Source organism: Marmoricola sp. Leaf446 (assembly GCF_001424755.1).
Lineage (GTDB): Bacteria > Actinomycetota > Actinomycetes > Propionibacteriales > Nocardioidaceae > Marmoricola.
The window spans coordinates 595,328-618,666 of the sequence record NZ_LMRF01000006.1 but is presented as its reverse complement, the minus strand read 5'-3'; the positions used below and the strand labels follow the sequence as shown (position 1 = coordinate 618,666).

Genomic DNA, 23,339 nt, shown 5'->3' with positions numbered 1-23,339 from the left:
GGCCCGCGACCACCAACAAAGGAGCACCCCGTGGCTGAAATCGTCCTGGACCACGTCGTCAAGCGCTACCCCGACGGGGCCCTGGCCGTCGACGACTTCAACCTGACCATCGCCGACGGTGAGTTCATCATCCTGGTCGGCCCCTCGGGCTGCGGGAAGTCCACGACCCTCAACATGGTCGCGGGGCTCGAGGACATCACCCAGGGCGAGCTGCGCATCGACGGCAAGATGGTCAACGACAAGGCGCCCAAGGACCGCGACATCGCGATGGTGTTCCAGTCCTACGCGCTCTACCCGCACATGACGGTGGGCGAGAACATGGCGTTCCCGCTGACCCTCGCGGGCGTCGACAAGGCCACCATCAAGAGCAAGGTCGACGAGGCTGCGACGATGCTCGAGCTGACCCAGCACCTCGACCGCAAGCCGGCCAACCTCTCCGGCGGCCAGCGCCAGCGGGTCGCGATGGGCCGCGCGATCGTGCGCAGCCCCAAGGCGTTCCTGATGGACGAGCCGCTGTCCAACCTCGACGCCAAGCTGCGGGTGCAGATGCGCACCCAGGTCTCGCGGATCCAGAAGACGCTCGGCACCACGACCCTCTACGTCACCCACGACCAGACCGAGGCGATGACGCTCGGCGACCGCGTCGTGGTGATGCGCGGCGGGATCGTGCAGCAGGTCGGCTCACCTACCGAGCTCTACGAGCAGCCCCGCAACCTCTTCGTCGCCGGCTTCATCGGCAGCCCGTCGATGAACTTCCTGCCCGCGACCATCGAGGGTGAGGCGCTCGCCACCGGGCTCGGCCAGCTGCAGATGCCCGACCGGATCCGTCGCGCCGTCGAGCGCAGCAAGGGCCGCGAGGTCATCGTGGGCATCCGGCCCGAGCACTTCGAGGACGCCGCCCTGGTCGGCGACAAGCCGGGCTCGACCTTCGAGGTGCCGGTCGACCTGGTCGAGTCGATGGGCTCCGACGTCTACGCCTACTTCAGCGTCCGCGGCTCGACCGCGACCTCGCGCGACCTCGACGACCTCGCCGCCGACACCGGGCAGGACATGCACGGCGAGGGCACGCAGGTCAACGCCCGCCTCGACGCGGCCGCCAACGTGCGGTCGGGCCAGCAGGCGCGGCTGTGGGTCGACACCGCGAAGATGCACGTCTTCGACGGCGAGACCGGTGAGAACCTCACCCACGAGTCGCACGAGCGGGCGGGCGCTGCGAGCTGATCCGGGTCCGGCCCGGGGCTCAGCCCGGGCCGGCGCCGGGTCGGACGTCGTTCAGGCGCGGACGGCCCCGCCGGGGCTGGACCGCCGCCGGGCGCGCTGCTGCTGGTCGCGGATCATCTGCAGGACCTCGGTGTTCCAGGCGTGCTCGCGGATCAGGCGGTAGCGCTCCCCGGCGACGCGGATGTAGGCGTCGGCACCGGTCTCCAGCGGCCCGCGGACCCCGGCGTCGTCGATCATCTGCACGACGGGGGTGTACTCCTCGTCGAACCAGCGTCGCGCCATCGTCTCCTCGTCGAAGTAGGCGCGCTCGGCGTGCATCAGCCGGCAGGCCCAGGCCTCGACCATCTCGGCGAGCCGGTGGTAGTCGTCGGGGCGGGTGCAGTTGATCTCGGCGCGGCGGTGACCGGTGAGCGGCACCCGCTTGAGGAACCGCAGGCCCCAGTTCTTGCCGTCGAGGTCGCGGCGGCCGCCGATGCCCTCGGTGTCGATGACGGTCTCGATCTCGGTGACCATCGCCTCGATCTCGCGGGTCCCGAGCGAGCGGGCGACGGAGACGCGGTGGTGGCCGTCGCGCACGAAGTAGAGGTTGCCGAGCTTGTAGACGTCGATCGGCGGGAAGTAGTGGCCCTCGCGGGTCTTGCGGGCGATCTGCTCCCAGCGCTGCCGGCTCTTGTCGGTGGTGGGCCGGAAGCGGCGGTCGAAGTCGCGGACCTTGTCGACCGACCCGACGATCCGGTCGAGCGGGATCACCTGGATGCCGAGCGAGTGCTCGCCGCGACGACCGAGCGCCTTGACGACCTCGGAGAACGACAGGCTCTCCTTGGCCGACTCGGTGTCGGCGCGCAGCCACCCGGCCAGCTGGGACAGGGTCTGGTGCCTGCGGGCGCGCAGGAAGTCGTTCTCGGCATCGGCGCGGGGGGAGCCGGTGTCTCTCACCATGGCTCCATCATCCCCCGTCCTCAGGCCGACCGCGTCGCGATCGAGCCGCTGCGAGCGGTGATGTCGATTACGCGCCAGGGGATGACGTTGCGGACCGTCGTACGCCCCACGGTGCGGTCGGGCTTGGGCATCCCGAACGGGTGGATGTGGCCGTGCAGGTGCCAGGTCGGCTCCAGCCGCTCCAGCACGCCGTGCAGGGCCTCGATCCCGACGTGCGGGCCGTCGTCCTCGTCGCCGAGTCCGAACGGCGGCGCATGGGTGAGCAGCACGTCGACCGGGCCGCGGCGCCGGGCCTTGCGCACCAGCCGGGACGCCCGACCGTTGAACTGGCGCTGGGTGTACTGGTGCGGGCCGGGGCGGTACTTCACGCAGCCGCCGAGCCCGGCGACGCGGAGCCCGGCGACCTCCACGACCTCCTGGTCGGCGTGGATCACGCCGGCCGGACGCGGGGAGTCGGCCCAGCGGCCGTCGAGGGTCCAGGTGCCGTTGCGCGACTCGCGCGCCCGGCTGACCTCGGGGTCGTGGTTGCCAGGCACGAAGACGACCGGGCAGCTGACGGTGGAGGCGATCCACTCCAGGTAGTCCCACGGCAGGTCGCCCGCGGACAGGACGAGACCCGGCGCGATGTCCCGCAGGGTGTGGTCCTGCAGGTTCGACGCGATCTCGTCGGCGACGACCAGGGTGGTGACCATCACCCGGACACTACCGGCGTGGCGCGCGTCACGCACACGCCTCGGTGGGCGCCCGGGGGCACAGTGGGGCGATGGCCGACCTGCTCGTACGACGCGAGGGCGCCGCGCTGTGGCTGACCCTCGACCGCCCCGACTCCCTCAACGCGCTCACCGGCGAGATGGTCGCCGACCTCGCCGAGGCGCTGCGCGGCTCCACCGCCGACGCCGACGTCCGGGTGGTCGTGATCACCGGGACCGGCGCGGCCTTCTGTGCCGGGGCCGACCTCGGGGGCGACGACCCGGCCGGGAAGTACGACGGGGGCTCGGTGGACGGCGCCAACGCGCTGGTCCGGGCGGTGACCGACCTCGCCGTGCCCGTCGTCTGCGGGCTGAACGGCGTCGCCGCCGGCGTCGGGATGCCGCTGGCGCTGGCCTGCGACCTGGTCGTGGCGGCGCGCTCGGCCTCGCTCACCCTGGCCTTCACCCGGATCGGCCTGATGCCCGACGGCGGCGCGACCGCGCTGGTCGCGGCGGCCGTGGGCCGGGCGCGGACGATGCGACTGGCGCTGCTGTCCGAGCGCATCGACGCCGACGAGGCCCACGCGGCCGGGCTGGTCAGCCACGTCGTCGACGACGCCGACTACGAGCAGGCGCTGGCCGACGTGGTCGCCCGGGTGGCGGCCGGCCCGCCCCTGGCGTACGCCGCGACCAAGAAGGCCGTCAACGCCACCACCCTCGGCGACCTCGAGGGCGCCTTCGCCCGCGAGCGCTCCGGCCAGTCGGTCCTGCTCCGCACCGCCGACGCCACCGAGGGCATGGCCGCCTTCGCCGCCAGGCGCCGGCCGACCTTCACCGGAGAGTAGCCGGCGATCGGGGGTGCGGCGGTCTCGTGACGGTCGCAGAGCGACCTCCTCGACCAGCCGAGGGCGGCGCAGAGCGACCTCCTGGACCAGAGCAGGGCGGCGCGCCGCAGCAGCCTGCGGGTGGTCGAGGAAGGCGCGCAGCGCCTGTCACGAGACCCGGTGACCAGGCGCGCAACGGTCAGGCGAGCCGGGCGCCGGCGTCGCGGAAGGCGGCGAGGGCCGCCTCGGTGGACTCGGGGGCCACGCCGACGCACAGGTCGGTGAGGACGCGGGTCTCGAAGCCCTCGCCGACGGCGTCGAGGACGGTGGCGCGGACGCAGTGGTCGGTGGCGATGCCGCACACGTCGACCTGCTCGATGCCGCGGTCGCGCAGCCAGGAGGCGAGCTTCTCACCCTCGGGAGAGGTGCCCTCGAAGCCGGAGTACGCCGCCTCGTGACGCCCCTTGCGGAACACCTCGTCGAAGGGCCGGTGCTCCAGGGCGGGGTGGAACTCCTCGCCGTCCGTGCCGACCTCGCAGTGCACCGGCCACGTGTCGACGTAGTCGGGGTTGCTCGACCAGTGGGCGCCCGGGTCGACGTGGTGGTCCTTGGTCGCCACCACCACGTCGTACGACGGAGCACCGGACCCGCCCTCGGACCAGGCCCGCAGGAGCTGCGAGACCTCGCCTGCGACGCGCGCGCCACCGCTGACGGGCAGCGAGCCGCCCTCGCAGAAGTCGTTCTGGACGTCGACGACGATCAGGGCGCTCTTCATGCGCGGAGGCTACCGCTCGTGGACGGTCTCGATCACGGGGTCGCCCTTGGACAGCTGGCGGGCGACCTGGGGGAGCTCGGCGCGCGAGCGAAGGTGCCGTGCCCGGGCGGCCTTGAGCGGCTCGCGGCCCACGACCTCGCCGTCGCGCACCAGCGGGGTGAGCAGCGGCCGGTCGTCGCCGTCGTTGACCGCGGGGGAGCCGATGCCGACCACCTCGGCCTCGGCGACGCCCTGGGGCGAGAGCCGGCGCAGGGCGTACTTCCGGCCCCCGATGGAGATCTTGTCCGTGCTCTTCTTGGCGACGCCCACGAGGGTGCCGTGGTCGTCCTCGCGGGCGACCAGCTTGTAGACGAAGCCGCAGGTCGGGTGGCCGCTGCCGACGACCAGCTCGGTGCCCACGCCGTAGCCGTCGACGGGGGCCGAGGAGAGCCCGGCGATCGCGAACTCGTCGAGGTCGCTGGTGACGATGATGCGGGTGTCGTGGGCGCCGAGGTCGTCGAGCTGGTGGCGCACCTCGTGGGCGAGCACGCCGAGGTCGCCGGAGTCGATGCGCACCGCGCCGAGCTCGGAGCCGGCCACCTCGACGCCGAGCCGGACCGCCTCGGCGATGTCGTAGGTGTCGACCAGCAGCGTGGTGCCGCGCCCGAGCGAGGCGACCTGGGCGCGGAAGGCGTCGGTCTCGGAGTCGTGCAGCAGCGTGAAGGAGTGCGCGCTGGTGCCGGTGCTGGGGACGCCGTACTGCTGGCGGGCGCGGAGGTTGGAGGTGGCGGTGAAGCCCGCGACGTACGCCGCCCGGGCGCTGGCCACCGCCGCCCCCTCGTGCGTACGCCGCGCGCCCATCTCGATGCAGGGACGCTCGCCGGCCGCCCACGTCATCCGCGAGGCCGCCGAGGCGATCGCCGAGTCGTGGTTGTAGATCGAGAGCAGCACGGTCTCGAGCACCACCGCCTCGGCGAAGGTCGACTCGACCACCATGAGGGGGGAGTAGGGGAAGTAGATCTCGCCCTCGGGGTAGCCCCAGACGTTGCCGTGGAAGCGGTAGTCGCCCAGCCACGCCAGCGTGGGCTCGTCGACGATGCGCTCCTCGCGCAGGAACTCCAGCTCCGCGTCGCCGAACCGGAAGGCCTCCAGGGCGTCGAGCGCGCGCCCGACGCCGGCGACCACGCCGTAGCGGCGACCGGCGGGCAGCCGGCGGGGGAAGAGCTCGAAGAACGAGCGGCGGTGGGCCGCCCCGCTGGCCAGCGCGGCCTGCAGCATCGTCAGCTCGTAGTGGTCGGTGAGCAGGGCGGTCGACGCTGCCGCACCGGGAGTCGAGGTCACCGGGACACACTAGGGCTGGCCGCGTGCGCGGCGTGCACAATGGCGTGGTGTCCACCTCCCCGGTCGAGCTCGACGAGCCCGCGGTCGACGAGACCACGGCGCTCCAGACCCCCTGGGTGACCATCGTCTGGAACGACCCGGTCAACCTGATGTCCTACGTCGCCTTCGTCTTCCAGCAGCACTTCGGCTACGGCAGGAAGAAGGCGGAGAAGCTGATGATGGAGGTCCACGAGCAGGGCCGGTCGGTGGTCTCGACGGGCACCCGCGAGGAGATGGAGCGCGACGTGCAGGCGATGCACGAGTACGGCCTGTGGGCCACGATGCAGAAGTCCGACACCGCGTGAGCGGGTTCCGGAGGCACCGCCGCAGCGGCGCCGCGGTGGCGACCTTCACCGTGCACGAGGCCGACCTGCTGCGCTCGCTGGCGGGGCAGATCATCGAGCTGCTGCGCAGCGAGGAGGCCACGCCGCAGGCCGAGGACCCGCTGGAGCGGATGCTCGACTTCTCGGGCCCGACCACCGTCCCGGACGACCCGGTGCTCGCGCGGCTGTTCCCCTCGGCGTACCCCGACGACGAGGAGGCGGCCGGCGACTTCCGCCGCTACACCGAGGCCACGCTGCGCGACGGGAAGGCGGCCTCTGCGGCGACGGTCATCGACAGCCTCGAGGACGCGGGGCTGCCGGCCGAGCCCGAGGACGGCGTGTTCATCGACGTCGAGCTCGACCCGCCCACCGCGATGACCTGGATGCGCGCCTTCACCGACATGCGGCTGGCCATCGCCACCCGGCTCGGGGTGGAGGAGGGCGACGAGGAGCGCTGGGCCGCGCTGCCCGAGGACGACCCCCAGGCGCAGGTGCACGACATCTACGAGTGGCTGGGGTTCCTGCAGGAGACCCTGGTCCGGTCCGCAGCCTGATCTCGCCTACGCTGGCCGCGTGCTCACCCTGACCGAGGCCGTGCGCGACCAGATCGTCGCCCACGCCAAGCGGGACCACCCCGACGAGGCCTGCGGCGTGGTCGCCGGACCCGAGGGCAGCGACCGCGCCGAGCGCGTGGTGGAGATGGTCAACGCCGCGGGGTCGCCGACCTTCTACGAGTTCGACTCCGGCGAGCTGCTCGACCTCTACAAGCAGATGTGGGCCCGCGACGAGGAGCCGGTCGTGGTCTACCACTCCCACACCGCGACCGAGGCCTACCCCAGCCGCACCGACATCGGGCTGGCGAGCGAGCCGGGGGCGCACTACGTGCTGGTCAGCACACGCGAGCACGGGAATTCTGACGGCCCTGTGGAGTTCAGGTCGTATCGCATCATCGACGGCGAGGTGACCGAGGAAGAGGTCACCATCGTGAAGGAGCACTCATGACCATCGAGGTCCGCATCCCCACCATCCTGCGCACCTACACGGGCGGCGAGAAGGCCGTCCAGGGGCAGGGCGACACGCTCGCTGCCCTCATCGAGGACCTGGAGGGCAACCACCCCGGCCTCAAGGACCGGCTCGTCGAGGCCAAGGACGGCCAGGACGACCTGCGCCGGTTCGTCAACCTCTACGTCAACGACGAGGACGTCCGGTTCACCGGCGGCCTCGGCACCGCGCTCTCCGACGGCGACCAGGTCGTCGTGCTCCCGGCCGTCGCCGGCGGATGACGCGCTACGACGACCTGCTCGCCTCGGTCGGGTCCACTCCGCTGGTCGGGCTGCCGCGGCTCTCGCCGTCGCCCGAGGTGCGGCTGTGGGCCAAGCTCGAGGACCGCAACCCGACGGGGTCGATCAAGGACCGCCCGGCGCTGCGGATGATCGAGGCCGCCGAGGCCGACGGCACGCTGCGCCCCGGCTGCACGATCCTGGAGCCGACGTCGGGCAACACCGGCATCTCGCTGGCCATGGCGGCCAAGCTCAAGGGCTACCGCCTGGTGTGCGTGATGCCCGAGAACACCTCGGCGGAGCGGCGTCAGCTGCTGCGGATGTGGGGTGCCGAGATCGTCTCCTCGCCGGCCGCGGGCGGCTCCAACGAGGCGGTCCGGGTGGCCAAGAAGGTCGCCGACGAGCACCCCGACTGGGTGATGCTCTACCAGTACGGCAACGCCGCCAACGCGCTCTCCCACGAGGAGGGCACCGGCCCGGAGATCCTCGCCGACCTGCCCGAGGTCACCCACTTCGTCGGCGGCCTGGGCACCACCGGGACGCTGATGGGCGTCAGCCGCGCGTTCCGCAAGCACAAGCCCGACGTCAAGGTGGTCGCCGCCGAGCCCCGCTACGGCGAGCTCGTCTACGGCCTGCGCAACCTCGACGAGGGCTTCGTCCCCGAGCTGTACGACGAGTCGCTGATCGACTCCCGCTTCTCGGTCGGGCCACGCGACGCCGTGCGGCGGGTACGCGAGCTGCTCGAGGCCGAGGGCATCTTCGCCGGCATCTCGACCGGCGCGATCCTGCACGCCGCGCTCGGCCAGGCCGCCAAGGCGGTCAAGGCCGGCGAGCGCGCCGACATCGTCTTCATCGTGTGCGACGGCGGCTGGAAGTACCTCTCCACGGGGGCCTACGAGGGCACGGTCGACGAGGCGGAGGACCGCCTCGAGGGCCAGCTCTGGGCCTGAGGGGACACCGGTGGAGCAGGCCTTCGACTACCTCCAGCTCGCGCTGGGGGTGCTGTGCGGGGTCGCGTCGGTGTGGCTCGTCGTGCAGCTGGTGCGCGACCGGCCGCCGGGCAACCGGCTGACCGACCTGCTCGGGCTGCTCGAGGTCGGGCTGCTCGTGCTCGCGGTCCTCGGCGTGGTGCGCCTGGTCACCGGTGGCGACGGCGTCCCCGCGTGGGAGTACGCCGGCTACCTGCTCGCGACGCTGCTCTTCGTGCCGGCCGGGCTGGTCTGGTCGGCCGGCGACCGCTCGCGGGGCGGCACGGCGGTGCTGCTGGTCGCGGTGCTGCTCGTGCCGTTCATGTTCGTGCGGCTGGCCCAGATCTGGGCCTCCGGTGGCTAGGCCCTCCAGCCCCACCGCCACCGGCTGGGGTCGCGCGCTGGTCTTCGTCTACGGCGTGTTCGCGATCGCGGCGACCGGCCGCTCGGTGCTGCAGCTGACCACCGAGTTCTCCCGCGCCCCGCTGCCCTACCTGCTGAGCGGGTTCGCGGCCGTCGTCTACTGCGTCGCGACGTACGCCCTGGCCACCGGTCGCCGGCGGCTCGCGCTGGTCACGGTCGGCATCGAGCTGGTCGGCGTGCTCCTCGTCGGGCTGAGCAGCCTGCTGCTGCCGCAGGACTACCCCGACCGCACGGTGTGGTCCGACTTCGGCGCGGGCTACGGCTTCGTGCCCCTCGTGCTGCCCGTGGTCGGGCTGTGGTGGGTGCTGCGCGGCGTACGCCGGGCGTGACCTGCCTCGCCATTGCGCCCCACGGGCGACACCGGGCGTTAGCCTCTCTCCTTGTGAGTGACGCGCCGATCGGGATCTTCGACTCGGGCTTCGGAGGTCTGACCGTCGCCCGGGCCGTGATGGACCAGCTCCCGCACGAGCCGGTGGTCTACCTGGGTGACACCGCCCGGCAGCCCTACGGCCCCAAGCCGATCGGCGAGGTGCGCGAGTACGCCCTGGAGTGCCTGGACCACCTCGTCGAGCAGGGCGTCAAGGCCCTCGTCATCGCCTGCAACTCCGCCAGCGCCGCCGTGCTGCGCGACGCCCGCGAGCGCTACGACGTGCCGGTCGTCGAGGTGATCCTGCCCGCGGCCCGTCGCGCGGTCGCCGCCACCCGCGAGGGCCGGATCGGCGTGATCTGCACCCGCGCCACCGCCGAGTCCATGGCCTACGACGACGCGTTCGCCGCCGCCCCGCAGGTGACGCTGTCGACGCGGGTCTGCCCCCGCTTCGTCGAGCTGGTCGAGCAGGGCGTCACGAGCGGGCCCGAGCTGCTCGCCGCCGCCCACGACTACCTCGACCCCCTGGTCGCGGCGCAGGTCGACACCCTGATCCTCGGCTGCACCCACTACCCGCTGCTCACCGGCGTCATCTCGCTGGTGATGGGCGACGGGGTGACGCTGGTCAGCAGCGCCGAGGAGTGCGCCAAGGACGTCTACCGCACCCTGGTGCAGCACGGCCTGGAGCGGGAGAGCCACGAGCCGGCCACGCACCGCTTCCTGACCACGGGTCAGCCCGAGGAGTTCGCGACCATCGGCCGCCGCTTCCTCGGCCCGGAGCTCCAGCGGGCGACCCAGTTCGCCGGCGGCACGTGGGTGATGTCGGCATGAGGCCCCCCGCGAGGTCGGCGCGGTGAGGGTCACGGTCATCGGCTGCTCGGGCTCCTACCCGGGCCCCGAGTCCTCCGCCAGCTGCTACCTCGTCGAGGCCGAGCTGCAGGGCCGCACCTGGCGGATCCTGCTCGACCTCGGCAGCGGGGCGCTGGGCTCGCTGCAGCGCCACGTCGACGCCGGCTCGATCGACGGTGTCTTCCTCTCCCACCTGCACGCCGACCACTGCCTCGACCTGTGCGGCTACTACGTGATGCGCAAGTACCACCCCGACGGCGCGCTGCCGCGGATCCCCGTGTGGGGCCCCGCCGACACCGCGGGGCGGATGGCGCGGGCCTACGACCTGGAGGAGCAGCCGGGGATGAACGAGGAGTTCGACTTCATCCCCTACGGCACCACCGCGATCCAGATCGGCCCGTTCACCGTCACCGCCCGTCGGGTCGTGCACCCGGTCACGGCGTACGGCCTGCGGATCGAGGCCGACGGCCGCGCCCTCGCGTACTCCGGCGACACCGGGCTGTGCCACGGCCTCGACGACACCGCCCGCGAGGCCGACCTGTTCCTGTGCGAGGCGTCCTTCATGGAGGGCGCCCCCAACCCGCCCGACCTGCACCTGACCGGGGCCGAGGCGGGCAGCACCGCCCAGCGGGCGAGGTCGCGCAAGCTGGTGCTCACCCACATCCCGCCGTGGCACGACCCGGAGCGGGTGCGGGCCGAGGCCGAGGGGGAGTACGACGGACCGATCGTGCTCGCGGTGCCCGGGCAGGTGCACGAGGTCTGAACGACCGCGTGCCCCCCGCTCAGCGCCGCCGCAGGTAGTCCGCCCCCACCGCACGCAGCCGGTCGTGGGTGCCGTCGTAGGCGACGGCCGGGCCGAGCAGGCCCTTGGGCAGCTTGCCGACCATCGTGTAGTTGGTGTCCACGACGTTGCCGACGGGCGCGAGCCCGGCCTGGCTGACCAGCTGCAGGGCGTCGAGGTCGTCGAGCCCGAGGAGCGACCCGGTCCAGCCGACCAGGTCGAGCTGGCTCATCCGGTAGGCGTCCTCGAGCGGGCGCGTCGATCCCGTGGTGATCAGGAAGTCGTCGCTCTCCAGCCGCGGCGACGCCGGCGCCGAGCCCTTGACCAAGTCGATCACCACGACGGTCTGCATCGCCGCCTCGACCGCGGTGCCGCACACCTCGCCCTCGCCCTGGCGGGCGTGGCCGTCGCCGATGGAGAGCATCCCGCCGGGCACGTTGACCGGGAAGTACGCCGTCACGCCGGCGCGCAGCTCGGGGGTGTCCATGTTGCCGCCGTGGGCGGCCGGGGTGATGCTCATCAGCACCTCGCCGGCCGCCGGAGCCACGCCCACGGTGCCGTGCATCGGATCGAGCGGCAGCTCCACGGAGAAGTCGGAGCGGCGGGCGCTGAAGCGGCAGGTCCCGGAGGCCACGTCGACGTCGTACACCCACACCCGCTCCTCCAGGGCCGGGTGCAGCATCGCCGTGGCGTGCGTGGTGGTGAGGGCGCCGAAGTGCGGGAAGGTCGTGGAGACGGCCCAGTCGCGGGCGGGCACGATCTCGACGAAGTGCACGGCCAGGGTGTCGCCGACCTCGGCCCCCTCGACGGCGATCGGGCCGCTGACGGGGTTGAGGTAGGGGAAGGTGCACACCTGGCTGGGCAGGTCGTCGTGGCCGCGCACCAGGCCGCCGAAGCAGTCCTCGGTGGTGACCTCGACGACCGTGCCCGGGGCGACGGTGAGCAGCGGATCGCGGCCTCCGAAGGCGAACGACCACTGCTCCGGGGTGGGGCTGAGCGTGCGGACCTCGGTCATGGGGTGGCCTCCCAGCTCGTGGTGGCGCCGGTGGTGGTGCCGGCGGTGTCGTCGAGCACCAGCTCGGGCCGGCGACCGGTGGCGAGCAGGAAGCCGAGCAGCACGGCGCCGATGGCGAGCCAGACGAAGCCGAGGGTCTGCGCGGCCACGTCGGCGTTGACGACGACGAAGGCCAGGATGACGAAGCCGATGACCGGCGCGACGAGGTGCTTGAACCACGCCCGGCTGCCGTTGCGGACCACGTAGTGCCACACCACCGAGACGTGCAGCACCAGGAAGGCGCTCAGGGCGCCGAAGTTGACCAGGGTGCTGAGCAGCGTGATCCCGTCCTCGCGGGTGGCCATGTAGAGGCCCAGGACCAGCGACACGGCGGCGACGAGCAGCGTGGCATTGACCGGGACGCCCTTGGTGGGGTGCACCTTGGCCAGGAAGGAGGGCAGCTGGCGGTCGCGGGCCATGGCGTAGAGCAGCCGCGAGGTGGCCAGCTGGGCGACGAGGGCGTTGGCGAAGCCCCAGGCGATGGCGGTGGCGAGCGCGGTGAGCATGGCCAGCCACGGGCCGGCGGCCACGGCGGCAGCGTCGTAGAACGCGGTGCCGCCGGCGTCGCCCTCGGCGATGAGCGTGGCGGGGTCGGGCACCAGCAACGCCGCGATCCAGGTCTGGACGACGAACAGCGTGCCGGCGAGGAGCAGCGCGGCGACCATCGAGCGGCCGATGGCGTGGGCCTGCTCCTTGCTCTCCTCGGCCAGCATCGAGATGCCGTCGAAGCCCAGGAAGGAGAGGACGGCGATCGAGACCGCGCCGAGCACCAGGGAGATCGAGAACGTGTCGGGGTTGTAGAGCGGGGTGAGGTCGAAGCCCCGACCCCGGCCCATCGCCAGGGCGACGATGCCGATCACCACGAAGACCGCCAGCACGACCAGCTCGCCGACGAGCATCACCTTGTTGACCTTGGCGGTCATCTCGATGCCGGTGTAGTTGACGACCGTGTTGAGGACCACGAAGCCGACCAGCCACAGCCACACCGGCACCGAGCCGATCAGCGAGTGCATCGCGATCGAGGCGATGAGGTAGAGCAGGCCGGGGATGAGGACGTAGTCGAGCAGGATCATCCAGCCGGAGAGGAACCCGACCGGGGCGGCGATCCCGCGCCCGGCGTAGGTGTAGACCGACCCGGCCATCGGGAAGGCCCGCGACATCTGGGCGTAGGACAGGGCGGTGAACATCATCGCCACCATGCCGATGGCGTACGCCAGCGCGACCATGCCGCCCGAGCCCTGGAAGACGCCGCCGAAGATGCCGAACGGCGCGATCGGGACCATGAAGACCAGGCCGTAGACCAGCAGGTCGGTGAAGCTCAGGGAGCGGTGCAGCTCCTGGGTGTAGCCGTAGCGCTCGACGTCGTGGGACGTCAGGTCGGGTTCGCTCATGGGGTCCTCGTCCGGTCCGGGCCGCCCGTGCGGCCAGGGGGGAGCGTAGGCCCAATCACTTCCAGATGGAAGTACTCCGTCCGGTGTCCCCGTGGGCGCCCGCCACGACCGCGAGGTCGAAGGCGTCGGCGCGGGCGAGGTGCATGCCGCGGCGGCGTCGCAGGTCGGCGACCTCGGGCACCCCGCGCGACAGGGCGTCGGCGTCGAGGGCGTCGCGCCGTGCCAGGGCCGCCACCAGCCGGACCCCGTCGTAGACGCCCTCGGCGTAGGAGTCGAGGACCGGCGCCCGGGGGCCGAGGAGCGCCTCGTGCCGGGCCGCCAGGTCGGCGTGGTCGTCGTCGGCGAGCGAGGCGAAGGACGGCATCGCGGCGTACAGGGTGCCGGTGCGGTCGCCCCGCGCGGCCATCAGGCCGTTCTCCTCCAGCGCGCCCGAGAGCCGCACCAGCCGCTGGTCGAGCCCGGCGCGGCGGGCCGCGGTGTTGAAGGTGGCGAGGTCGCGCCCGACCATGCTGAGCAGCACGGCGTCGGCCCGCGAGCCGACCAGGTCGTCGAGCAGCCGCTCGAGGCGGTCCTCGAGACCGCCGAGCGGCACCCGGGCCTCGAGCACCACCGACGCGCCCTGCTCGGCGACGAGCCGCCGAGCGTGGCGGTGCACCGCCCGGGGCCAGATGTAGTCGCTGCCGACCAGGGCCCAGCGGCGCAGCCGGTGGACCTCGGTGAGCCAGGCGATCGGTCCGCGCAGCTGTCGGGTGGGATCGGCACCCAGGCAGACCACGCCCGGGAGCCGGCGCCCGCCCTCGTGGGGCGGGGTGAACACGTACGGCGTCCGGCCGCCCAGCGCCGACTCGACGGCGCGGTGCACGTCGCTGGTGTGGAAGCCGACCACGGCGTCCACCAGGCCCCCGGCTGCCAGGCCGGCGACGTCGAGGGCCACCTCGGCCGGGCGCCGGCCGGCGTCGACCAGGACGAGGTCGAGCACCCGTCCCGGCAGCTGCTCGGCGGCGTTGGTCTCGTGGGCCGCGAGCAGCGCGGCGTCCAGCGCCGAGGGGCCGGTCAGCCCCAGCGGGCCCGACTGCGGGACGGCCAGGGCGACCCGGAGCCGGCCCGCGGGCCGCGGCAGGTGCTGCGCCTCCAGCGGGTCCGTCAGCCCCGCCTCGATCTCCACGGGTGTGAGTATGCTCCGCGGCACCGGGAGGACGAGGGGGTGCCGGGCGATGGGGCGACCGGACGGGACGACCGACGCCGCGCTGCCGCCGTCGCTCGTCGACCGGCTGACCACGCTCCAGCGGCAGGCCGCCCGCGGGCTGGCCACGGCCCTCGCGCAGGACGGGTGCACGCTCGACCAGTGGCGCGTGCTCCGGGCCCTGGGCGACGGCGAGGGCCACACCATGGGCGAGCTCGCCGATGGCCTGCAGGTCCCGGCGCCCACGCTGACCCGCGTCACCGACACGCTCGCCGACGCGGCGCTGGTCTACCGCCGCCAGGCGGGGGAGGACCGGCGCCGGGTGCTGCTGCACCTCAGTCGCCAGGGGCGACGGCGCCTCGACGGGCTGGAGGCGCTCGTGGCTGCCCACGAGTCCTCGCTGCTCGCCTCGCCGCCGTGGGCGGCCGCCGCGGCCGAGCTGACGGGGCTGCTGGCGCCGGACGGGCACGCCCGGACGCGCTGAGGTCCCGGGGCCACGTCTCACCCCTTGGCATGATGTCGCGCGTGATCACCCTCGAGAACGTCACCAGGCGCTACGGAGGCTTCACCGCGGTCGACCGGGTCTCCTTCACCGCCCAGCCCGGGCGCGTGACCGGCTTCCTCGGGCCCAACGGCGCCGGCAAGTCCACGAGCATGCGCATCATGGTGGGGCTGACCTCCGCCGACGAGGGTCGGGCCCTCATCGGCGGGCACCGCTTCGCCGACATCCCCAACCCCTCGCGCCACGTCGGGGTGCTGCTGGACGCCTCGGCGCAACACGCCGGTCGCACCGGCCGCGAGGTGCTGCGGATCAGCGCCGACACCATGGGCGTGGGTCGCCAGCGGGTGGAGGAGATGCTCACCCTGGTCGGGCTGAACGGTGACGAGGCAAAGCGCCGCGTCCGCAACTACTCCCTCGGCATGCGGCAGCGCCTCGGCATCGCCAACGCGCTGCTGGGCGACCCGTCGGTGCTGATCCTCGACGAGCCGGTCAACGGCCTCGACCCGGCCGGCATCCACTGGATGCGCGGGCTGCTGCGCAGCTTCGCGCAGGGCGGCGGGACCGTGCTGCTGTCCTCCCACCTGCTGCACGAGGTGGAGATGATCGCCGACGACATGATCCTCATCGGGCGCGGCAGGATCGTGGCCCAGGGCACCAAGGCCGAGCTGCTCCAGACCCAGGGCACCTACGTGAAGCCGTTCGAGACCGGTGCGCTCGACCAGCCGCTCGCCGCGGCCGGCATCACGTTCCTGCCCTCGGGCGACGGCGGCGTGCGGGCCGAGGCCGACCCCGTCGACGTCGGTCGTGCGGCGGCCGGTGCCGGGGTGGTCCTGGTCGAGCTGCGGCCCGCCGAGGGCGCCGGCCTGGAGGAGATGTTCCTCCAGCTGACCGCGGGCGACGCCCGCGAGCCCGTCACGAACCAGCCCCCACGCCCGGTCGGACCCCAGGGAGCCCCCCGATGAGCCAGACCCTCGACCTGTCGACCACCAGCCGGACCCCGTTCTCGCGGCTGGTCAAGGTGGAGCTGCGCAAGAGCTGGGACACCCGCGCCGGCATCTGGCTGCTCGCGATCACCGCGGGCCTGGCCGTGGTGGTGATGGTGATCGCGATGATCACGTTCGCGGTGCAGGACCTGCCGCTCGACTTCGGGCTGCTGATGGCCACCACGACGTACACCACCGGGCTGCTGCTGCCGGTGCTCGGCATCATGCTCGTCACGGGCGAGTGGGGGCAGCGCACCGGGATGGTCACCTTCGCGCTCGAGCCGTCGCGGACGCGGGTGGTGCTGGCCAAGCTCGTCGCGGGGCTGCTCCTGGCCGTGGTGGTCGCCGTCATCGCGGTGGTCGCGGCGGTGCTGAGCAACCTGCTCTACGGCCTGCTCTCCGGCAGCGACATCTCCTGGGACCTCGGCCAGACCTCGCTCCAGGGGTTCGTGATCCTGCAGGCCGTCTCGATGCTCACCGGCTTCGCGATCGCCGCCCTGCTGCTCAACACCGCGGCGGCGATCGTCGTCTACTTCGCCTACTCCTTCGTGCTCCCGATCGTGTTCGCGGTCGTCGCCGGCCTGGTCGGCTGGTTCCGCGACCTGCAGCCCTGGATCGACTTCGCCAACGCGCAGACACCGCTGTTCGACTGGAGCATCTCGGGCGTGGAGTGGGCGCACCTGCTCGTCTCGGGGATGCTCTGGCTGGGCCTCCCGCTCGCCCTGGGCATGGTGAGGATCCTGCGCGCCGAGGTGAAGTGAGGCTGGCCCGGGGAGCAGTCGGGACGGCTGTCGGGCCCGCCCCGTAGGGTCGCGCGCATGACCTCACGAGCCGACGGCCGCGCCGACGACCAGCTGCGTCCGATCACCCTCACCCGGCACTGGCAGGACCACCCGGCGGGCTCGGTGCTCGTCGAGTTCGGCCGCACCCGGGTGCTCTGCGCCGCCTCGGCCTCCGAGGGCGTGCCGCGCTGGCGCAAGGGCTCCGGCCTGGGCTGGGTGACCGCGGAGTACGCCATGCTGCCCTCGGCCACCAACACCCGCTCCGACCGCGAGTCGGTCAAGGGCAAGGTCGGCGGCCGCACCCACGAGATCTCCCGGCTGGTGGGCCGCTCGCTGCGCGCGGTGATCGACTACGAGGCGCTGGGCGAGAACACCATCGTGCTCGACTGCGACGTGCTCCAGGCCGACGGCGGCACGCGCACGGCGGCCATCACCGGCGCCTACGTCGCGCTCGCCGACGCCGTCACCCACCTGCGCGAGCAGGGCGCGCTGAAGGGCGACCCGCTCACCGGCTCGGTGGCCGCGGTCTCCGTGGGCATCATCGACGGCACCCCGCGGCTCGACCTGCCCTACGAGGAGGACGTCCGCGCCGAGACCGACATGAACGTCGTCATGGACGGCGCGGGCCGTTTCATCGAGGTGCAGGGCACCGCCGAGGGCGCGCCGTTCGACCGCGCCGAGCTCGACGCCCTGCTCGACCTCGCCGCCGGCGGCTGCGCCGACCTGACCCGCATCCAGGCCGAGGCCCTCGGCTCCGCCCGCTCGTGACCCCGGCCCCGCGGCTGTTCGTGGCCTCGCGCAACCCCGGCAAGATCGCCGAGATGCGGCGGCTGCTCGAGCAGCACGTGCCCGGTGTCGAGGTGGTCGGCCTGGCCGACGTGGCGGCGTACGACGAACCCGTGGAGGACCAGCCCGACTTCGTCGGCAACGCGCTGCTCAAGGCCCGCGCCGGCCTGGCCGCGACCGGCCTGCCGAGCATCGCCGACGACAGCGGGCTGTGCGTCGACGAGCTCCACGGGATGCCCGGCGTGCTCTCGGCCCGCTGGTCGGGCCAGCCGAAGTCCGACGAGCGCAACAACCGGCTGCTGCTCGAGCAGCTCGCCGACAGCCCCGACGAGCGCCGGGCGGCGCAGTTCCGCTGCGCCGTCGCCGCCTGCCACCCCGACGGCCGCGAGCTGGTGGTCGAGGGCGTGATGGCGGGGCGGGTGGTCCACGAGGTGCGCGGCGAGGGCGGCTTCGGCTACGACGGGCTGTTCGTGCCCGACGACCAGGAGGGCGACCTCACCTCGGCCGAGCTGTCGCCCGAGGCCAAGGACGCGATCTCGCACCGCGGTCGGGCACTGCGCGAGATCGCGCCCCAGGTCGCCTCGCTGCTGCGGGGCTGAGCCTGCCGGAGCGGCGGGTCAGACCGTGATCACGACCTTGCCGCGCGGGTGGCCGTCCTCGGAGAGCCGGTGGGCGTCGGCGACGTGGTCGAGGTCGAAGGTGTCGGCCACCACGACGCGCAGCCGTCCCTCGTCGACGAGCGCGGCCAGGGCGTCCAGCCCGGCGCGGTCGGGGCGCACGAAGACGTAGGTGCCGCCGAGCTCGCCGACGGTCGCGGCGTCGACCACGGAGGCGAGGCGGGTGCTGCCCTCGCGGAGCTGCTTCGGCGCGTCGTCGAGCGCCTCGCCGCCGATGAGGTCGAGCACGGCGTCGACCGGCCCGCCCACCGCGGTCAGCTGCTCGCTGACGGGGCCGGCGGCGTAGTCGACGACCTCGTCCGCACCGAGCTCGCGCAGCCAGTCGTGCGACCCGGCCGAGCCGGTCGCCACCACGGTCGCGCCCAGCGACTTCGCGATCTGCACGGCCAGGTGGCCCACCCCGCCGGAGGCGGCGTGCACCAGCACGCGGTCGCCTGCGGTGACCTCGAGCGCCTCGGTCAGCGCCTGGTAGGCCGTCAGCCCGGCCAGTGGCAGCGCGGCGGCCTCCTCGAAGGAGGCCCTCGTCGGCTTGGCGGTCACCGTGCGCTCGGGTGCCGGGACGAGCTCGGCCGTGGTGCCCTGGTGGACGTCGTCGCGGCGTACGTAGCCGAAGACCTCGTCGCCCACCGCGACACCGGTGCGCACGGCCGGCCCGACGGCCTCGACGACCCCGGCGACGTCCCAGCCCGGGATGATCGGCAGGTGGTGGGGGAAGGCGCCCTGCAGGTAGCCCTCGCGGATCTTCCAGTCCACGGGGTTGACGCTCGTCGCCCGGACGCGGACCAGGACGGTGTCCGGCCCCACGGGCGGGTCGTCGACCTCGGTCACCCGCAGGTTGTCGGCTCCGCCGAACTCGTCGTACACCGCTGCTCGCACTGGCTGTCCTCTCGTCGGTTGCTGGTTCGTCGTACCCAACAGGGGAGGGGGTGGTGCGATTCCGCCGGCGCTCGTCCGGTCAGCGGGCGCCGGATCTCGTAGACGCGCGGACACAAGTCCGGTCAGGCGGCCGGCAGATGTGGTTATAGCCGGTCGAACCGGACGGCCTGGGAGAACTTGTGTCCGCGCGTCTACGGGCGCGCAGCGCTCCGGGAGGGGTGGTGCGCCCGGCGAGAGTCGAACTCGCACTGTCCAGGACCTAAACCTGGTGCCTCTGCCTGTTGGGCTACGGGCGCGGGACCGTGTCAGCCCAGGCCGAGGTCCTTGCGGAGCTTGGCGACGTGGCCGGTGGCCTTGACGTTGTAGCGCGCGACCTCGACCCTGCCCTGCTCGTCGACGACGACGGTGGAGCGGATGACGCCCTGGACGACCTTGCCGTAGAGCTTCTTCTCGCCGAACGCGCCGTACGACGTCATCACCTGCTTGTCCTCGTCGGAGGCGAGGGTGATCGTCAGGCCGTCGCGCTCGCGGAACTTCGCGAGCTTGGCCGGCTTGTCCGGGGAGATGCCGACGACCTCGTAGCCCTGGCTGCGCAGCGAGTCGAGGGAGTCGGTGAAGTCGCAGGCCTGCGTGGTGCAGCCCGGCGTCATCGCGGCGGGGTAGAAGTACACGATCACCTTCGACCCGCGCAGGTCGGAGAGACGGACCACCTCGCCGGTGTCGGTCGGCAGCGCGAAGTCGGGGGCCTCGTCACCGGGGGAGAGACGGGCGGGGGAGGGGGTGGTCTCGCTCAACGGGGAGTCACGTCCTGTCCGTTCGGGGAGTTGTTGCGAACGATTCGCAATAACGTAGGGTCGCGGCATGCACGTTCCCGACGGGTTCCTCGACGCACCCACCTCGATCGCCACGGCGGCCGTGGCCGTCGGGGGCGTCGCGCTGGCGCTGCGGGGCGCCCGACGAGAGCTCGACGACCGTACCGCGCCGATGGCGGGCCTCGTCGCGACCTTCGTCTTCGCCGGGCAGATGATGAACTTCCCGGTCGCGGCCGGCACCAGCGGCCACCTCCTTGGCGGTGCGCTCGCGGCCGTGCTCGCCGGTCCGTGGACCGCCGTGCTGTGCGTGACGACCGTGCTGATCGTGCAGGCGCTGTTCATGGCCGACGGTGGCATCACCGCGCTCGGCACCAACGTCGACCTGATGGCCATCGTGGGCGTCGGGGTCGGCTGGCTGGTCTTCGTGGCCGTACGCCGCGTCCTGCCCACGCGCCTGGGCTCGGTCGCCCCCGCGGCGGCCGTCGGTGCGTTCCTCAGCGTCCTCGCGGCGGCCACGCTGTTCAGCGCGCTGTTCGCGCTCGGCGGCACCGCGCCCGTCTCGCCCGACCGGGTGCTGGTGGCGATGCTGTCGTGGCACACCGTGATCGGTCTCGGCGAGGCCGCGATCACCGCGCTGGTCGTGGGGTCGGTGGTCGCGGTGCGACCCGACCTGGTGCACGGCGCGCGGCCGGCGCTGAAGGCCCGCACCCTGGAGGTACGCCGCCCGGTCACCGCCGCCCCGACGGCGCCCGCCTCGAGCGCGCCCGCCCCGACCGCGCCCGCCGGCGACGCCGCATGAGCCGTCGCGGGTTCCTGCTGGCCTTCCTGCTCGTCAGCCTGGTGATCGCGGGGGTGGGCAGCTACTACGCCTCCTCGCACCCGGACGGGCTGGAGTTCGTGGCGGAGCGGACCGGCTTCCTCGACTCGGCCGACGACTCGCCGGCCGCCGCCAGCCCGTTGGCGGACTACCAGACCAAGGGCGTCGAGGACGAGCGCGTCAGCGGCGGGCTGGCGGGCGTCATCGGCGCGGCGGCCACGCTGCTGGTCGCGGGGGGCCTGTTCCGGGTGCTGCGCCGACGCGGACCGGCCGAGGACGACGACACCGAGCCCGCCGAGCCCGCCGGGGCCCGCGTCCCCCAGGCACGGTCCTGACGTGGGAGCCGGGCACGGCCACCGGCTGCACTACCACGGCCACAGCGTCGTCCACCGGGCTCCGGCGCACCTCAAGCTGGTCGCCCTGGTCGGCTTCATGCTGCTGGTCGTGGCCACGCCGCGGCAGTGGTTCTGGGTGTTCGCGGTGCACGCGGTGGTGCTGCTGACGGTGGTCGGCCTGAGCCGCGTGCCCCCGGCGTACCTCGCCAAGCGGATGGTCGTCGAGACGCCGTTCGTGCTGTTCGCGGTGCTGGTGCCGTTCATCGCCGAGGGACCGCGGGTCGACGTGCTCGGCCTCGCGGTCTCCGAGCCCGGTCTGCTCGCCGCCTGGGGCCTGCTGGTCAAGGGCACGCTGGGCGTGCTGGCCTCGCTCACCCTGGCCGCCACCACCGAGCCGCACGACGTGCTCGCCGGGCTGCGCCGGCTGCGGATGCCCGACCTGTTCGTGCAGATCATGGGCTTCATGCTGCGCTACCTCGACGTCGTCACCGCCGAGCTCGGGCGGATGAGCACCGCGATGCGCTCGCGCGGCCTCGACCCGCGCTCACCACGCCACTGGCCGGTGCTCGCGCGCTCGCTGGGCTCGCTGTTCATCCGCTCCTACGAGCGCGGCGAGCGCGTGCACCTGGCCATGGTGGCCCGGGGGTACGACGGGACGCTGCCGACCCGGGAGCAGCCCTCGTGAGCGTCCCGGTCCTCGACGTCCGGGGCCTCGCCCACGCCTACCCCGACGGCCACCAGGCGCTCTTCGGCGTCGACCTCCACGTCCACCGGGGGGAGCGGGTGGCGCTGCTCGGGCCCAACGGTGCCGGCAAGACCACGCTGGTGCTCCACCTCAACGGCATCCTCACCGCCGGCGCCGGGTCGGTGCACGTGTCGGGGATGGCGGTGGAGAAGAAGAACCTCAAGGAGGTACGCCGCCGCGTCGGCGTCGTCTTCCAGGACCCCGACGACCAGCTCTTCTCCGCGACGGTGCGCGACGACGTGGCGTTCGGTCCGGCGAACCTCGGGGTGAGGGGCCCCGAGCTCGAGGCGTGCGTGCGGGGGGCGCTCGCCCAGGTCGGCATGCTCGAGCACGCCGACAGGCCGCCCCACCACCTCTCCTTCGGCCAGCGCCGGAGGGTGGCGGTGGCCACCGTCCTGGCGATGCAGCCCGAGATCCTGGTGCTCGACGAGCCGTCGTCCAACCTCGACCCGGCGTCGCGTCGCGAGCTCGCGGACATCCTGCGGGGGCTCGACGTCACCGTGCTGATGGTGACCCACGACCTGCCGTACGCCCTCGAGCTGTGCCCCCGGGCCGTGGTCCTCCACGACGGGCAGGTCGTCGCCGACGGCGCCACCCACGACCTGCTGACCGACGCCGAGCTGATGCGACGCCACCGGCTGGAGCTGCCGTTCGGCTTCGACCCGGCCGCGCTGCCGCGCCCCGGGCCCGTTGTAACGTGACCCCCGACCACCCGCCGCCCACGCGGGTCCAGCGTGCGTGACCGACAGGAGCCAGCCCCGTGTCCGACCAGGTGTCGTCCCTCGAGCGTGAGATCGAGCAGACCCGCGAGCGGCTCGCCGCCACGATCGACCAGCTCCTCCACCGCGCGAGCCCCAAGACCATCGCCAAGCGTGAGGTCGCCTCGGTCAAGGGCTACTTCGTGGACCCGGCGGGCAACCCCCGCCAGGACAACATCCTCAAGGTCGTCGGCGGTGTCGCGGTCGCGGTGACGTTCTTCTACCTCGTGCGGCACGTCGCGGGCGACTAGACCGTCCGCACCAGGCCCTCGAGGTCCAGCTTGCCCTCGGGCGCGATCCGCGAACCCGGCGCCGGCAGGTCGAGGGGCGCCACGAAGCGGAAGGTCGTGCCCTCGCCGGCCGCGGAGGTGCACTCCATGCGGCCGTCGTGCGCCTCGGCGATGGCCCGCACGATGCTCAGGCCGAGGCCGGTGCCCTGGATCGCCTGCTCGGTGGCGAGCGAGGAGCGGAAGAACCGCTGGAACAGCTGGTCCTGCTCCTCGACGGGGATGCCGAGACCGGTGTCGCTCACCGACACGGTGGCCTCGCGCGCCCCCGGCTCGCCGGCGACGGCCAGCCCGACGTCGACCCGACCGCCCTCGGGGGTGAACTTCACCGCGTTGCCGACCAGGTTGAGGACCAGCCGCTCGAGCTGGCACGGGTCGCCCTGGAGGACGACCGGCTCCTCGGGGGTGCGGACCGCGAGCGTGATGCGCTTGCTGCGTGCGGCGTGGGTCAGCACCTCGGTCGCCGAGCGCACCGGCACCCGCAGGTCGGTCGGCGCGCGCTCGACCGAGAGCCGCCCGTCCTCGACCTTGGCCAGGGTGAGCAGGTCCTCGA

At 73.1% G+C, this 23,339-nt stretch carries 31 protein-coding genes and 1 tRNA gene; 21 read left to right on the top strand and 11 right to left on the bottom strand.

Annotation, left to right across the window (positions count from 1 at the left end):
- Nucleotides 1-30: 30 nt before the first annotated feature.
- The gene (locus tag ASG49_RS17660) at nucleotides 31-1,221 is read left to right on the top strand and encodes an ABC transporter ATP-binding protein (RefSeq protein WP_056544600.1); all 1,191 of its coding nucleotides are present in this window, start codon (nucleotides 31-33) and stop codon (nucleotides 1,219-1,221) included.
- A 51-nt stretch (nucleotides 1,222-1,272) separates the two neighbouring features.
- On the opposite strand, the gene ASG49_RS17655 is transcribed toward ASG49_RS17660, so the two are convergent.
- Together ASG49_RS17655 and ASG49_RS17650 are read right to left on the bottom strand one after the other, a co-directional pair.
- Entirely contained in the window at nucleotides 1,273-2,160 is an 888-nt protein-coding gene (locus tag ASG49_RS17655; protein WP_056544597.1) for a ParB/RepB/Spo0J family partition protein, read from the bottom strand.
- Between the two features lie 20 nt (nucleotides 2,161-2,180).
- Nucleotides 2,181-2,852, bottom strand: coding sequence for a metallophosphoesterase (locus ASG49_RS17650; protein WP_056544594.1), 672 nt, complete (start codon nucleotides 2,850-2,852; stop codon nucleotides 2,181-2,183).
- A 71-nt stretch (nucleotides 2,853-2,923) separates the two neighbouring features.
- Here ASG49_RS17650 and ASG49_RS17645 point away from each other — a divergent pair, with 71 nt between their 5' ends.
- The gene (locus ASG49_RS17645; protein WP_056544591.1) at nucleotides 2,924-3,694 is read left to right on the top strand and encodes an enoyl-CoA hydratase; all 771 of its coding nucleotides are present in this window, start codon (nucleotides 2,924-2,926) and stop codon (nucleotides 3,692-3,694) included.
- Between the two features lie 178 nt (nucleotides 3,695-3,872).
- Here the strand turns inward: ASG49_RS17645 and ASG49_RS17640 are convergent, their stop codons facing one another.
- A complete protein-coding gene (locus ASG49_RS17640) occupies nucleotides 3,873-4,448 on the bottom strand; it encodes a nicotinamidase (RefSeq protein ID WP_056544587.1) in 576 nt (191 codons plus the stop codon).
- 9 nt (nucleotides 4,449-4,457) lie between these two features.
- Nucleotides 4,458-5,768 carry a nicotinate phosphoribosyltransferase gene (locus ASG49_RS17635; protein ID WP_056544585.1) on the bottom strand — a complete coding sequence of 437 codons (1,311 nt, stop codon included), beginning with the start codon at nucleotides 5,766-5,768 and terminating at the stop codon, nucleotides 4,458-4,460.
- A gap of 47 nt (nucleotides 5,769-5,815) precedes the next feature.
- Here ASG49_RS17635 and clpS point away from each other — a divergent pair, with 47 nt between their 5' ends.
- Genes clpS through ASG49_RS17590 form a run of 9 tightly spaced genes read left to right on the top strand, consistent with a single transcriptional unit; the run spans nucleotide 5,816 to nucleotide 10,780 of the window.
- On the top strand, nucleotides 5,816-6,112 hold the full coding sequence (gene clpS, locus ASG49_RS17630) for an ATP-dependent Clp protease adapter ClpS (RefSeq protein WP_056545058.1): 297 nt from the start codon (nucleotides 5,816-5,818) through the stop codon (nucleotides 6,110-6,112).
- Nucleotides 6,109-6,684: a DUF2017 domain-containing protein gene (locus ASG49_RS17625; protein WP_056544582.1), complete on the top strand. Its 576-nt coding sequence runs from the start codon at nucleotides 6,109-6,111 to the stop codon at nucleotides 6,682-6,684. Before clpS ends, ASG49_RS17625 begins: the two co-directional genes overlap by 4 nt.
- A gap of 19 nt (nucleotides 6,685-6,703) precedes the next feature.
- On the top strand, nucleotides 6,704-7,132 hold the full coding sequence (locus ASG49_RS17620) for a Mov34/MPN/PAD-1 family protein (RefSeq protein WP_056544577.1): 429 nt from the start codon (nucleotides 6,704-6,706) through the stop codon (nucleotides 7,130-7,132).
- Nucleotides 7,129-7,413, top strand: coding sequence for a MoaD/ThiS family protein (locus ASG49_RS17615; RefSeq protein ID WP_056544574.1), 285 nt, complete (start codon nucleotides 7,129-7,131; stop codon nucleotides 7,411-7,413). The genes ASG49_RS17620 and ASG49_RS17615 overlap by 4 nt, the downstream gene beginning before the upstream one ends.
- Nucleotides 7,410-8,360 (top strand): PLP-dependent cysteine synthase family protein, encoded by a 951-nt coding sequence (locus ASG49_RS17610; protein ID WP_056544571.1) that lies wholly within the window; start codon nucleotides 7,410-7,412, stop codon nucleotides 8,358-8,360. Before ASG49_RS17615 ends, ASG49_RS17610 begins: the two co-directional genes overlap by 4 nt.
- A gap of 10 nt (nucleotides 8,361-8,370) precedes the next feature.
- Nucleotides 8,371-8,742, top strand: a complete 372-nt coding sequence (locus ASG49_RS17605) for a hypothetical protein (RefSeq protein WP_056544566.1) — start codon at nucleotides 8,371-8,373, stop codon at nucleotides 8,740-8,742.
- Nucleotides 8,735-9,130 carry a hypothetical protein gene (locus ASG49_RS17600; protein ID WP_056544564.1) on the top strand — a complete coding sequence of 132 codons (396 nt, stop codon included), beginning with the start codon at nucleotides 8,735-8,737 and terminating at the stop codon, nucleotides 9,128-9,130. The genes ASG49_RS17605 and ASG49_RS17600 overlap by 8 nt, the downstream gene beginning before the upstream one ends.
- A 53-nt stretch (nucleotides 9,131-9,183) precedes the next feature.
- Nucleotides 9,184-9,999 (top strand): glutamate racemase, encoded by an 816-nt coding sequence (gene murI, locus ASG49_RS17595; RefSeq protein WP_056544561.1) that lies wholly within the window; start codon nucleotides 9,184-9,186, stop codon nucleotides 9,997-9,999.
- 22 nt (nucleotides 10,000-10,021) lie between these two features.
- On the top strand, nucleotides 10,022-10,780 hold the full coding sequence (locus tag ASG49_RS17590; protein WP_056544556.1) for an MBL fold metallo-hydrolase: 759 nt from the start codon (nucleotides 10,022-10,024) through the stop codon (nucleotides 10,778-10,780).
- Nucleotides 10,781-10,799: 19 nt separating this feature from the next.
- Here ASG49_RS17590 and ASG49_RS17585 read toward each other — a convergent pair whose 3' ends face one another.
- Genes ASG49_RS17585 through ASG49_RS17575 form a run of 3 tightly spaced genes read right to left on the bottom strand, consistent with a single transcriptional unit; the run spans nucleotide 10,800 to nucleotide 14,408 of the window.
- Complete coding sequence (locus ASG49_RS17585) at nucleotides 10,800-11,813, bottom strand: acetamidase/formamidase family protein (RefSeq protein WP_056544554.1); 1,014 nt, start codon at nucleotides 11,811-11,813, stop codon at nucleotides 10,800-10,802.
- The gene (locus tag ASG49_RS17580; protein ID WP_056544552.1) at nucleotides 11,810-13,243 is read right to left on the bottom strand and encodes an APC family permease; all 1,434 of its coding nucleotides are present in this window, start codon (nucleotides 13,241-13,243) and stop codon (nucleotides 11,810-11,812) included. The genes ASG49_RS17585 and ASG49_RS17580 overlap by 4 nt, the downstream gene beginning before the upstream one ends.
- A gap of 55 nt (nucleotides 13,244-13,298) precedes the next feature.
- The gene (locus tag ASG49_RS17575; protein ID WP_056544549.1) at nucleotides 13,299-14,408 is read right to left on the bottom strand and encodes an ABC transporter substrate-binding protein; all 1,110 of its coding nucleotides are present in this window, start codon (nucleotides 14,406-14,408) and stop codon (nucleotides 13,299-13,301) included.
- A 49-nt stretch (nucleotides 14,409-14,457) separates the two neighbouring features.
- Between ASG49_RS17575 and ASG49_RS17570 the strand changes: the two genes are divergently transcribed.
- From ASG49_RS17570 to rdgB, 5 genes are read left to right on the top strand one after another with little or no spacing between them, the layout of a single operon-like run.
- Nucleotides 14,458-14,910 (top strand): MarR family winged helix-turn-helix transcriptional regulator, encoded by a 453-nt coding sequence (locus ASG49_RS17570; RefSeq protein WP_056544545.1) that lies wholly within the window; start codon nucleotides 14,458-14,460, stop codon nucleotides 14,908-14,910.
- A gap of 41 nt (nucleotides 14,911-14,951) precedes the next feature.
- A complete protein-coding gene (locus tag ASG49_RS17565; RefSeq protein ID WP_200936371.1) occupies nucleotides 14,952-15,890 on the top strand; it encodes an ABC transporter ATP-binding protein in 939 nt (312 codons plus the stop codon).
- Nucleotides 15,887-16,672 (top strand): ABC transporter permease, encoded by a 786-nt coding sequence (locus ASG49_RS17560; RefSeq protein WP_056544542.1) that lies wholly within the window; start codon nucleotides 15,887-15,889, stop codon nucleotides 16,670-16,672. The genes ASG49_RS17565 and ASG49_RS17560 overlap by 4 nt, the downstream gene beginning before the upstream one ends.
- A 57-nt stretch (nucleotides 16,673-16,729) precedes the next feature.
- Nucleotides 16,730-17,461 carry a ribonuclease PH gene (gene rph / locus ASG49_RS17555; protein WP_056544539.1) on the top strand — a complete coding sequence of 244 codons (732 nt, stop codon included), beginning with the start codon at nucleotides 16,730-16,732 and terminating at the stop codon, nucleotides 17,459-17,461.
- Nucleotides 17,458-18,078 carry an RdgB/HAM1 family non-canonical purine NTP pyrophosphatase gene (gene rdgB / locus ASG49_RS17550; protein ID WP_082534241.1) on the top strand — a complete coding sequence of 207 codons (621 nt, stop codon included), beginning with the start codon at nucleotides 17,458-17,460 and terminating at the stop codon, nucleotides 18,076-18,078. The genes rph and rdgB overlap by 4 nt, the downstream gene beginning before the upstream one ends.
- Nucleotides 18,079-18,096: 18 nt before the next feature.
- Here rdgB and ASG49_RS17545 read toward each other — a convergent pair whose 3' ends face one another.
- The 3 genes from ASG49_RS17545 to bcp all read right to left on the bottom strand — a co-directional run bounded on the left by ASG49_RS17545 (nucleotide 18,097) and on the right by bcp (nucleotide 19,826).
- The gene (locus tag ASG49_RS17545) at nucleotides 18,097-19,032 is read right to left on the bottom strand and encodes an NADP-dependent oxidoreductase (RefSeq protein WP_056544536.1); all 936 of its coding nucleotides are present in this window, start codon (nucleotides 19,030-19,032) and stop codon (nucleotides 18,097-18,099) included.
- A gap of 219 nt (nucleotides 19,033-19,251) precedes the next feature.
- Nucleotides 19,252-19,328: transfer RNA gene (locus tag ASG49_RS17540), tRNA-Leu, on the bottom strand.
- Between the two features lie 9 nt (nucleotides 19,329-19,337).
- Complete coding sequence (gene bcp / locus ASG49_RS17535) at nucleotides 19,338-19,826, bottom strand: thioredoxin-dependent thiol peroxidase (protein ID WP_056544533.1); 489 nt, start codon at nucleotides 19,824-19,826, stop codon at nucleotides 19,338-19,340.
- A gap of 67 nt (nucleotides 19,827-19,893) precedes the next feature.
- On the opposite strand from bcp, the gene ASG49_RS17530 reads away from it, so the two are divergent.
- The 5 genes from ASG49_RS17530 to ASG49_RS17510 are packed head-to-tail and all read left to right on the top strand — an operon-like array spanning nucleotide 19,894 to nucleotide 22,750.
- Nucleotides 19,894-20,643: an energy-coupling factor ABC transporter permease gene (locus ASG49_RS17530; RefSeq protein WP_056544531.1), complete on the top strand. Its 750-nt coding sequence runs from the start codon at nucleotides 19,894-19,896 to the stop codon at nucleotides 20,641-20,643.
- A complete protein-coding gene (locus ASG49_RS18810; RefSeq protein ID WP_056544528.1) occupies nucleotides 20,640-20,996 on the top strand; it encodes a PDGLE domain-containing protein in 357 nt (118 codons plus the stop codon). Before ASG49_RS17530 ends, ASG49_RS18810 begins: the two co-directional genes overlap by 4 nt.
- A gap of 1 nt (nucleotide 20,997) precedes the next feature.
- Nucleotides 20,998-21,681, top strand: a complete 684-nt coding sequence (gene cbiQ / locus ASG49_RS17520) for a cobalt ECF transporter T component CbiQ (RefSeq protein ID WP_056544525.1) — start codon at nucleotides 20,998-21,000, stop codon at nucleotides 21,679-21,681.
- Nucleotides 21,678-22,442, top strand: coding sequence for an energy-coupling factor ABC transporter ATP-binding protein (locus tag ASG49_RS17515; protein ID WP_056544522.1), 765 nt, complete (start codon nucleotides 21,678-21,680; stop codon nucleotides 22,440-22,442). The genes cbiQ and ASG49_RS17515 overlap by 4 nt, the downstream gene beginning before the upstream one ends.
- 59 nt (nucleotides 22,443-22,501) lie before the next feature.
- Nucleotides 22,502-22,750: a DUF3618 domain-containing protein gene (locus tag ASG49_RS17510; RefSeq protein WP_056544519.1), complete on the top strand. Its 249-nt coding sequence runs from the start codon at nucleotides 22,502-22,504 to the stop codon at nucleotides 22,748-22,750.
- Here the strand turns inward: ASG49_RS17510 and ASG49_RS18990 are convergent.
- Nucleotides 22,747-23,339 (bottom strand): cell wall metabolism sensor histidine kinase WalK (locus tag ASG49_RS18990; RefSeq protein WP_162244541.1); only part of this gene is annotated, 593 nt, incomplete at its 5' end. The genes ASG49_RS17510 and ASG49_RS18990 overlap by 4 nt on opposite strands.

Coding starts and splice junctions, on each gene's coding strand:
- ASG49_RS17655 (WP_056544597.1), bottom strand. CDS start 2,160: ATGGTGAGAGACACCGGCTCCCCCCGCGCCGATGCCGAGAACGACTTC.
- ASG49_RS17650 (WP_056544594.1), bottom strand. CDS start 2,852: ATGGTCACCACCCTGGTCGTCGCCGACGAGATCGCGTCGAACCTGCAG.
- ASG49_RS17645 (WP_056544591.1), top strand. CDS start 2,924: ATGGCCGACCTGCTCGTACGACGCGAGGGCGCCGCGCTGTGGCTGACC.
- ASG49_RS17640 (WP_056544587.1), bottom strand. CDS start 4,448: ATGAAGAGCGCCCTGATCGTCGTCGACGTCCAGAACGACTTCTGCGAG.
- ASG49_RS17615 (WP_056544574.1), top strand. CDS start 7,129: ATGACCATCGAGGTCCGCATCCCCACCATCCTGCGCACCTACACGGGC.
- ASG49_RS17610 (WP_056544571.1), top strand. CDS start 7,410: ATGACGCGCTACGACGACCTGCTCGCCTCGGTCGGGTCCACTCCGCTG.
- ASG49_RS17585 (WP_056544554.1), bottom strand. CDS start 11,813: ATGACCGAGGTCCGCACGCTCAGCCCCACCCCGGAGCAGTGGTCGTTC.
- ASG49_RS17580 (WP_056544552.1), bottom strand. CDS start 13,243: ATGAGCGAACCCGACCTGACGTCCCACGACGTCGAGCGCTACGGCTAC.
- ASG49_RS17570 (WP_056544545.1), top strand. CDS start 14,458: ATGGGGCGACCGGACGGGACGACCGACGCCGCGCTGCCGCCGTCGCTC.
- ASG49_RS17560 (WP_056544542.1), top strand. CDS start 15,887: ATGAGCCAGACCCTCGACCTGTCGACCACCAGCCGGACCCCGTTCTCG.
- rph (WP_056544539.1), top strand. CDS start 16,730: ATGACCTCACGAGCCGACGGCCGCGCCGACGACCAGCTGCGTCCGATC.
- ASG49_RS17530 (WP_056544531.1), top strand. CDS start 19,894: ATGCACGTTCCCGACGGGTTCCTCGACGCACCCACCTCGATCGCCACG.
- ASG49_RS18810 (WP_056544528.1), top strand. CDS start 20,640: ATGAGCCGTCGCGGGTTCCTGCTGGCCTTCCTGCTCGTCAGCCTGGTG.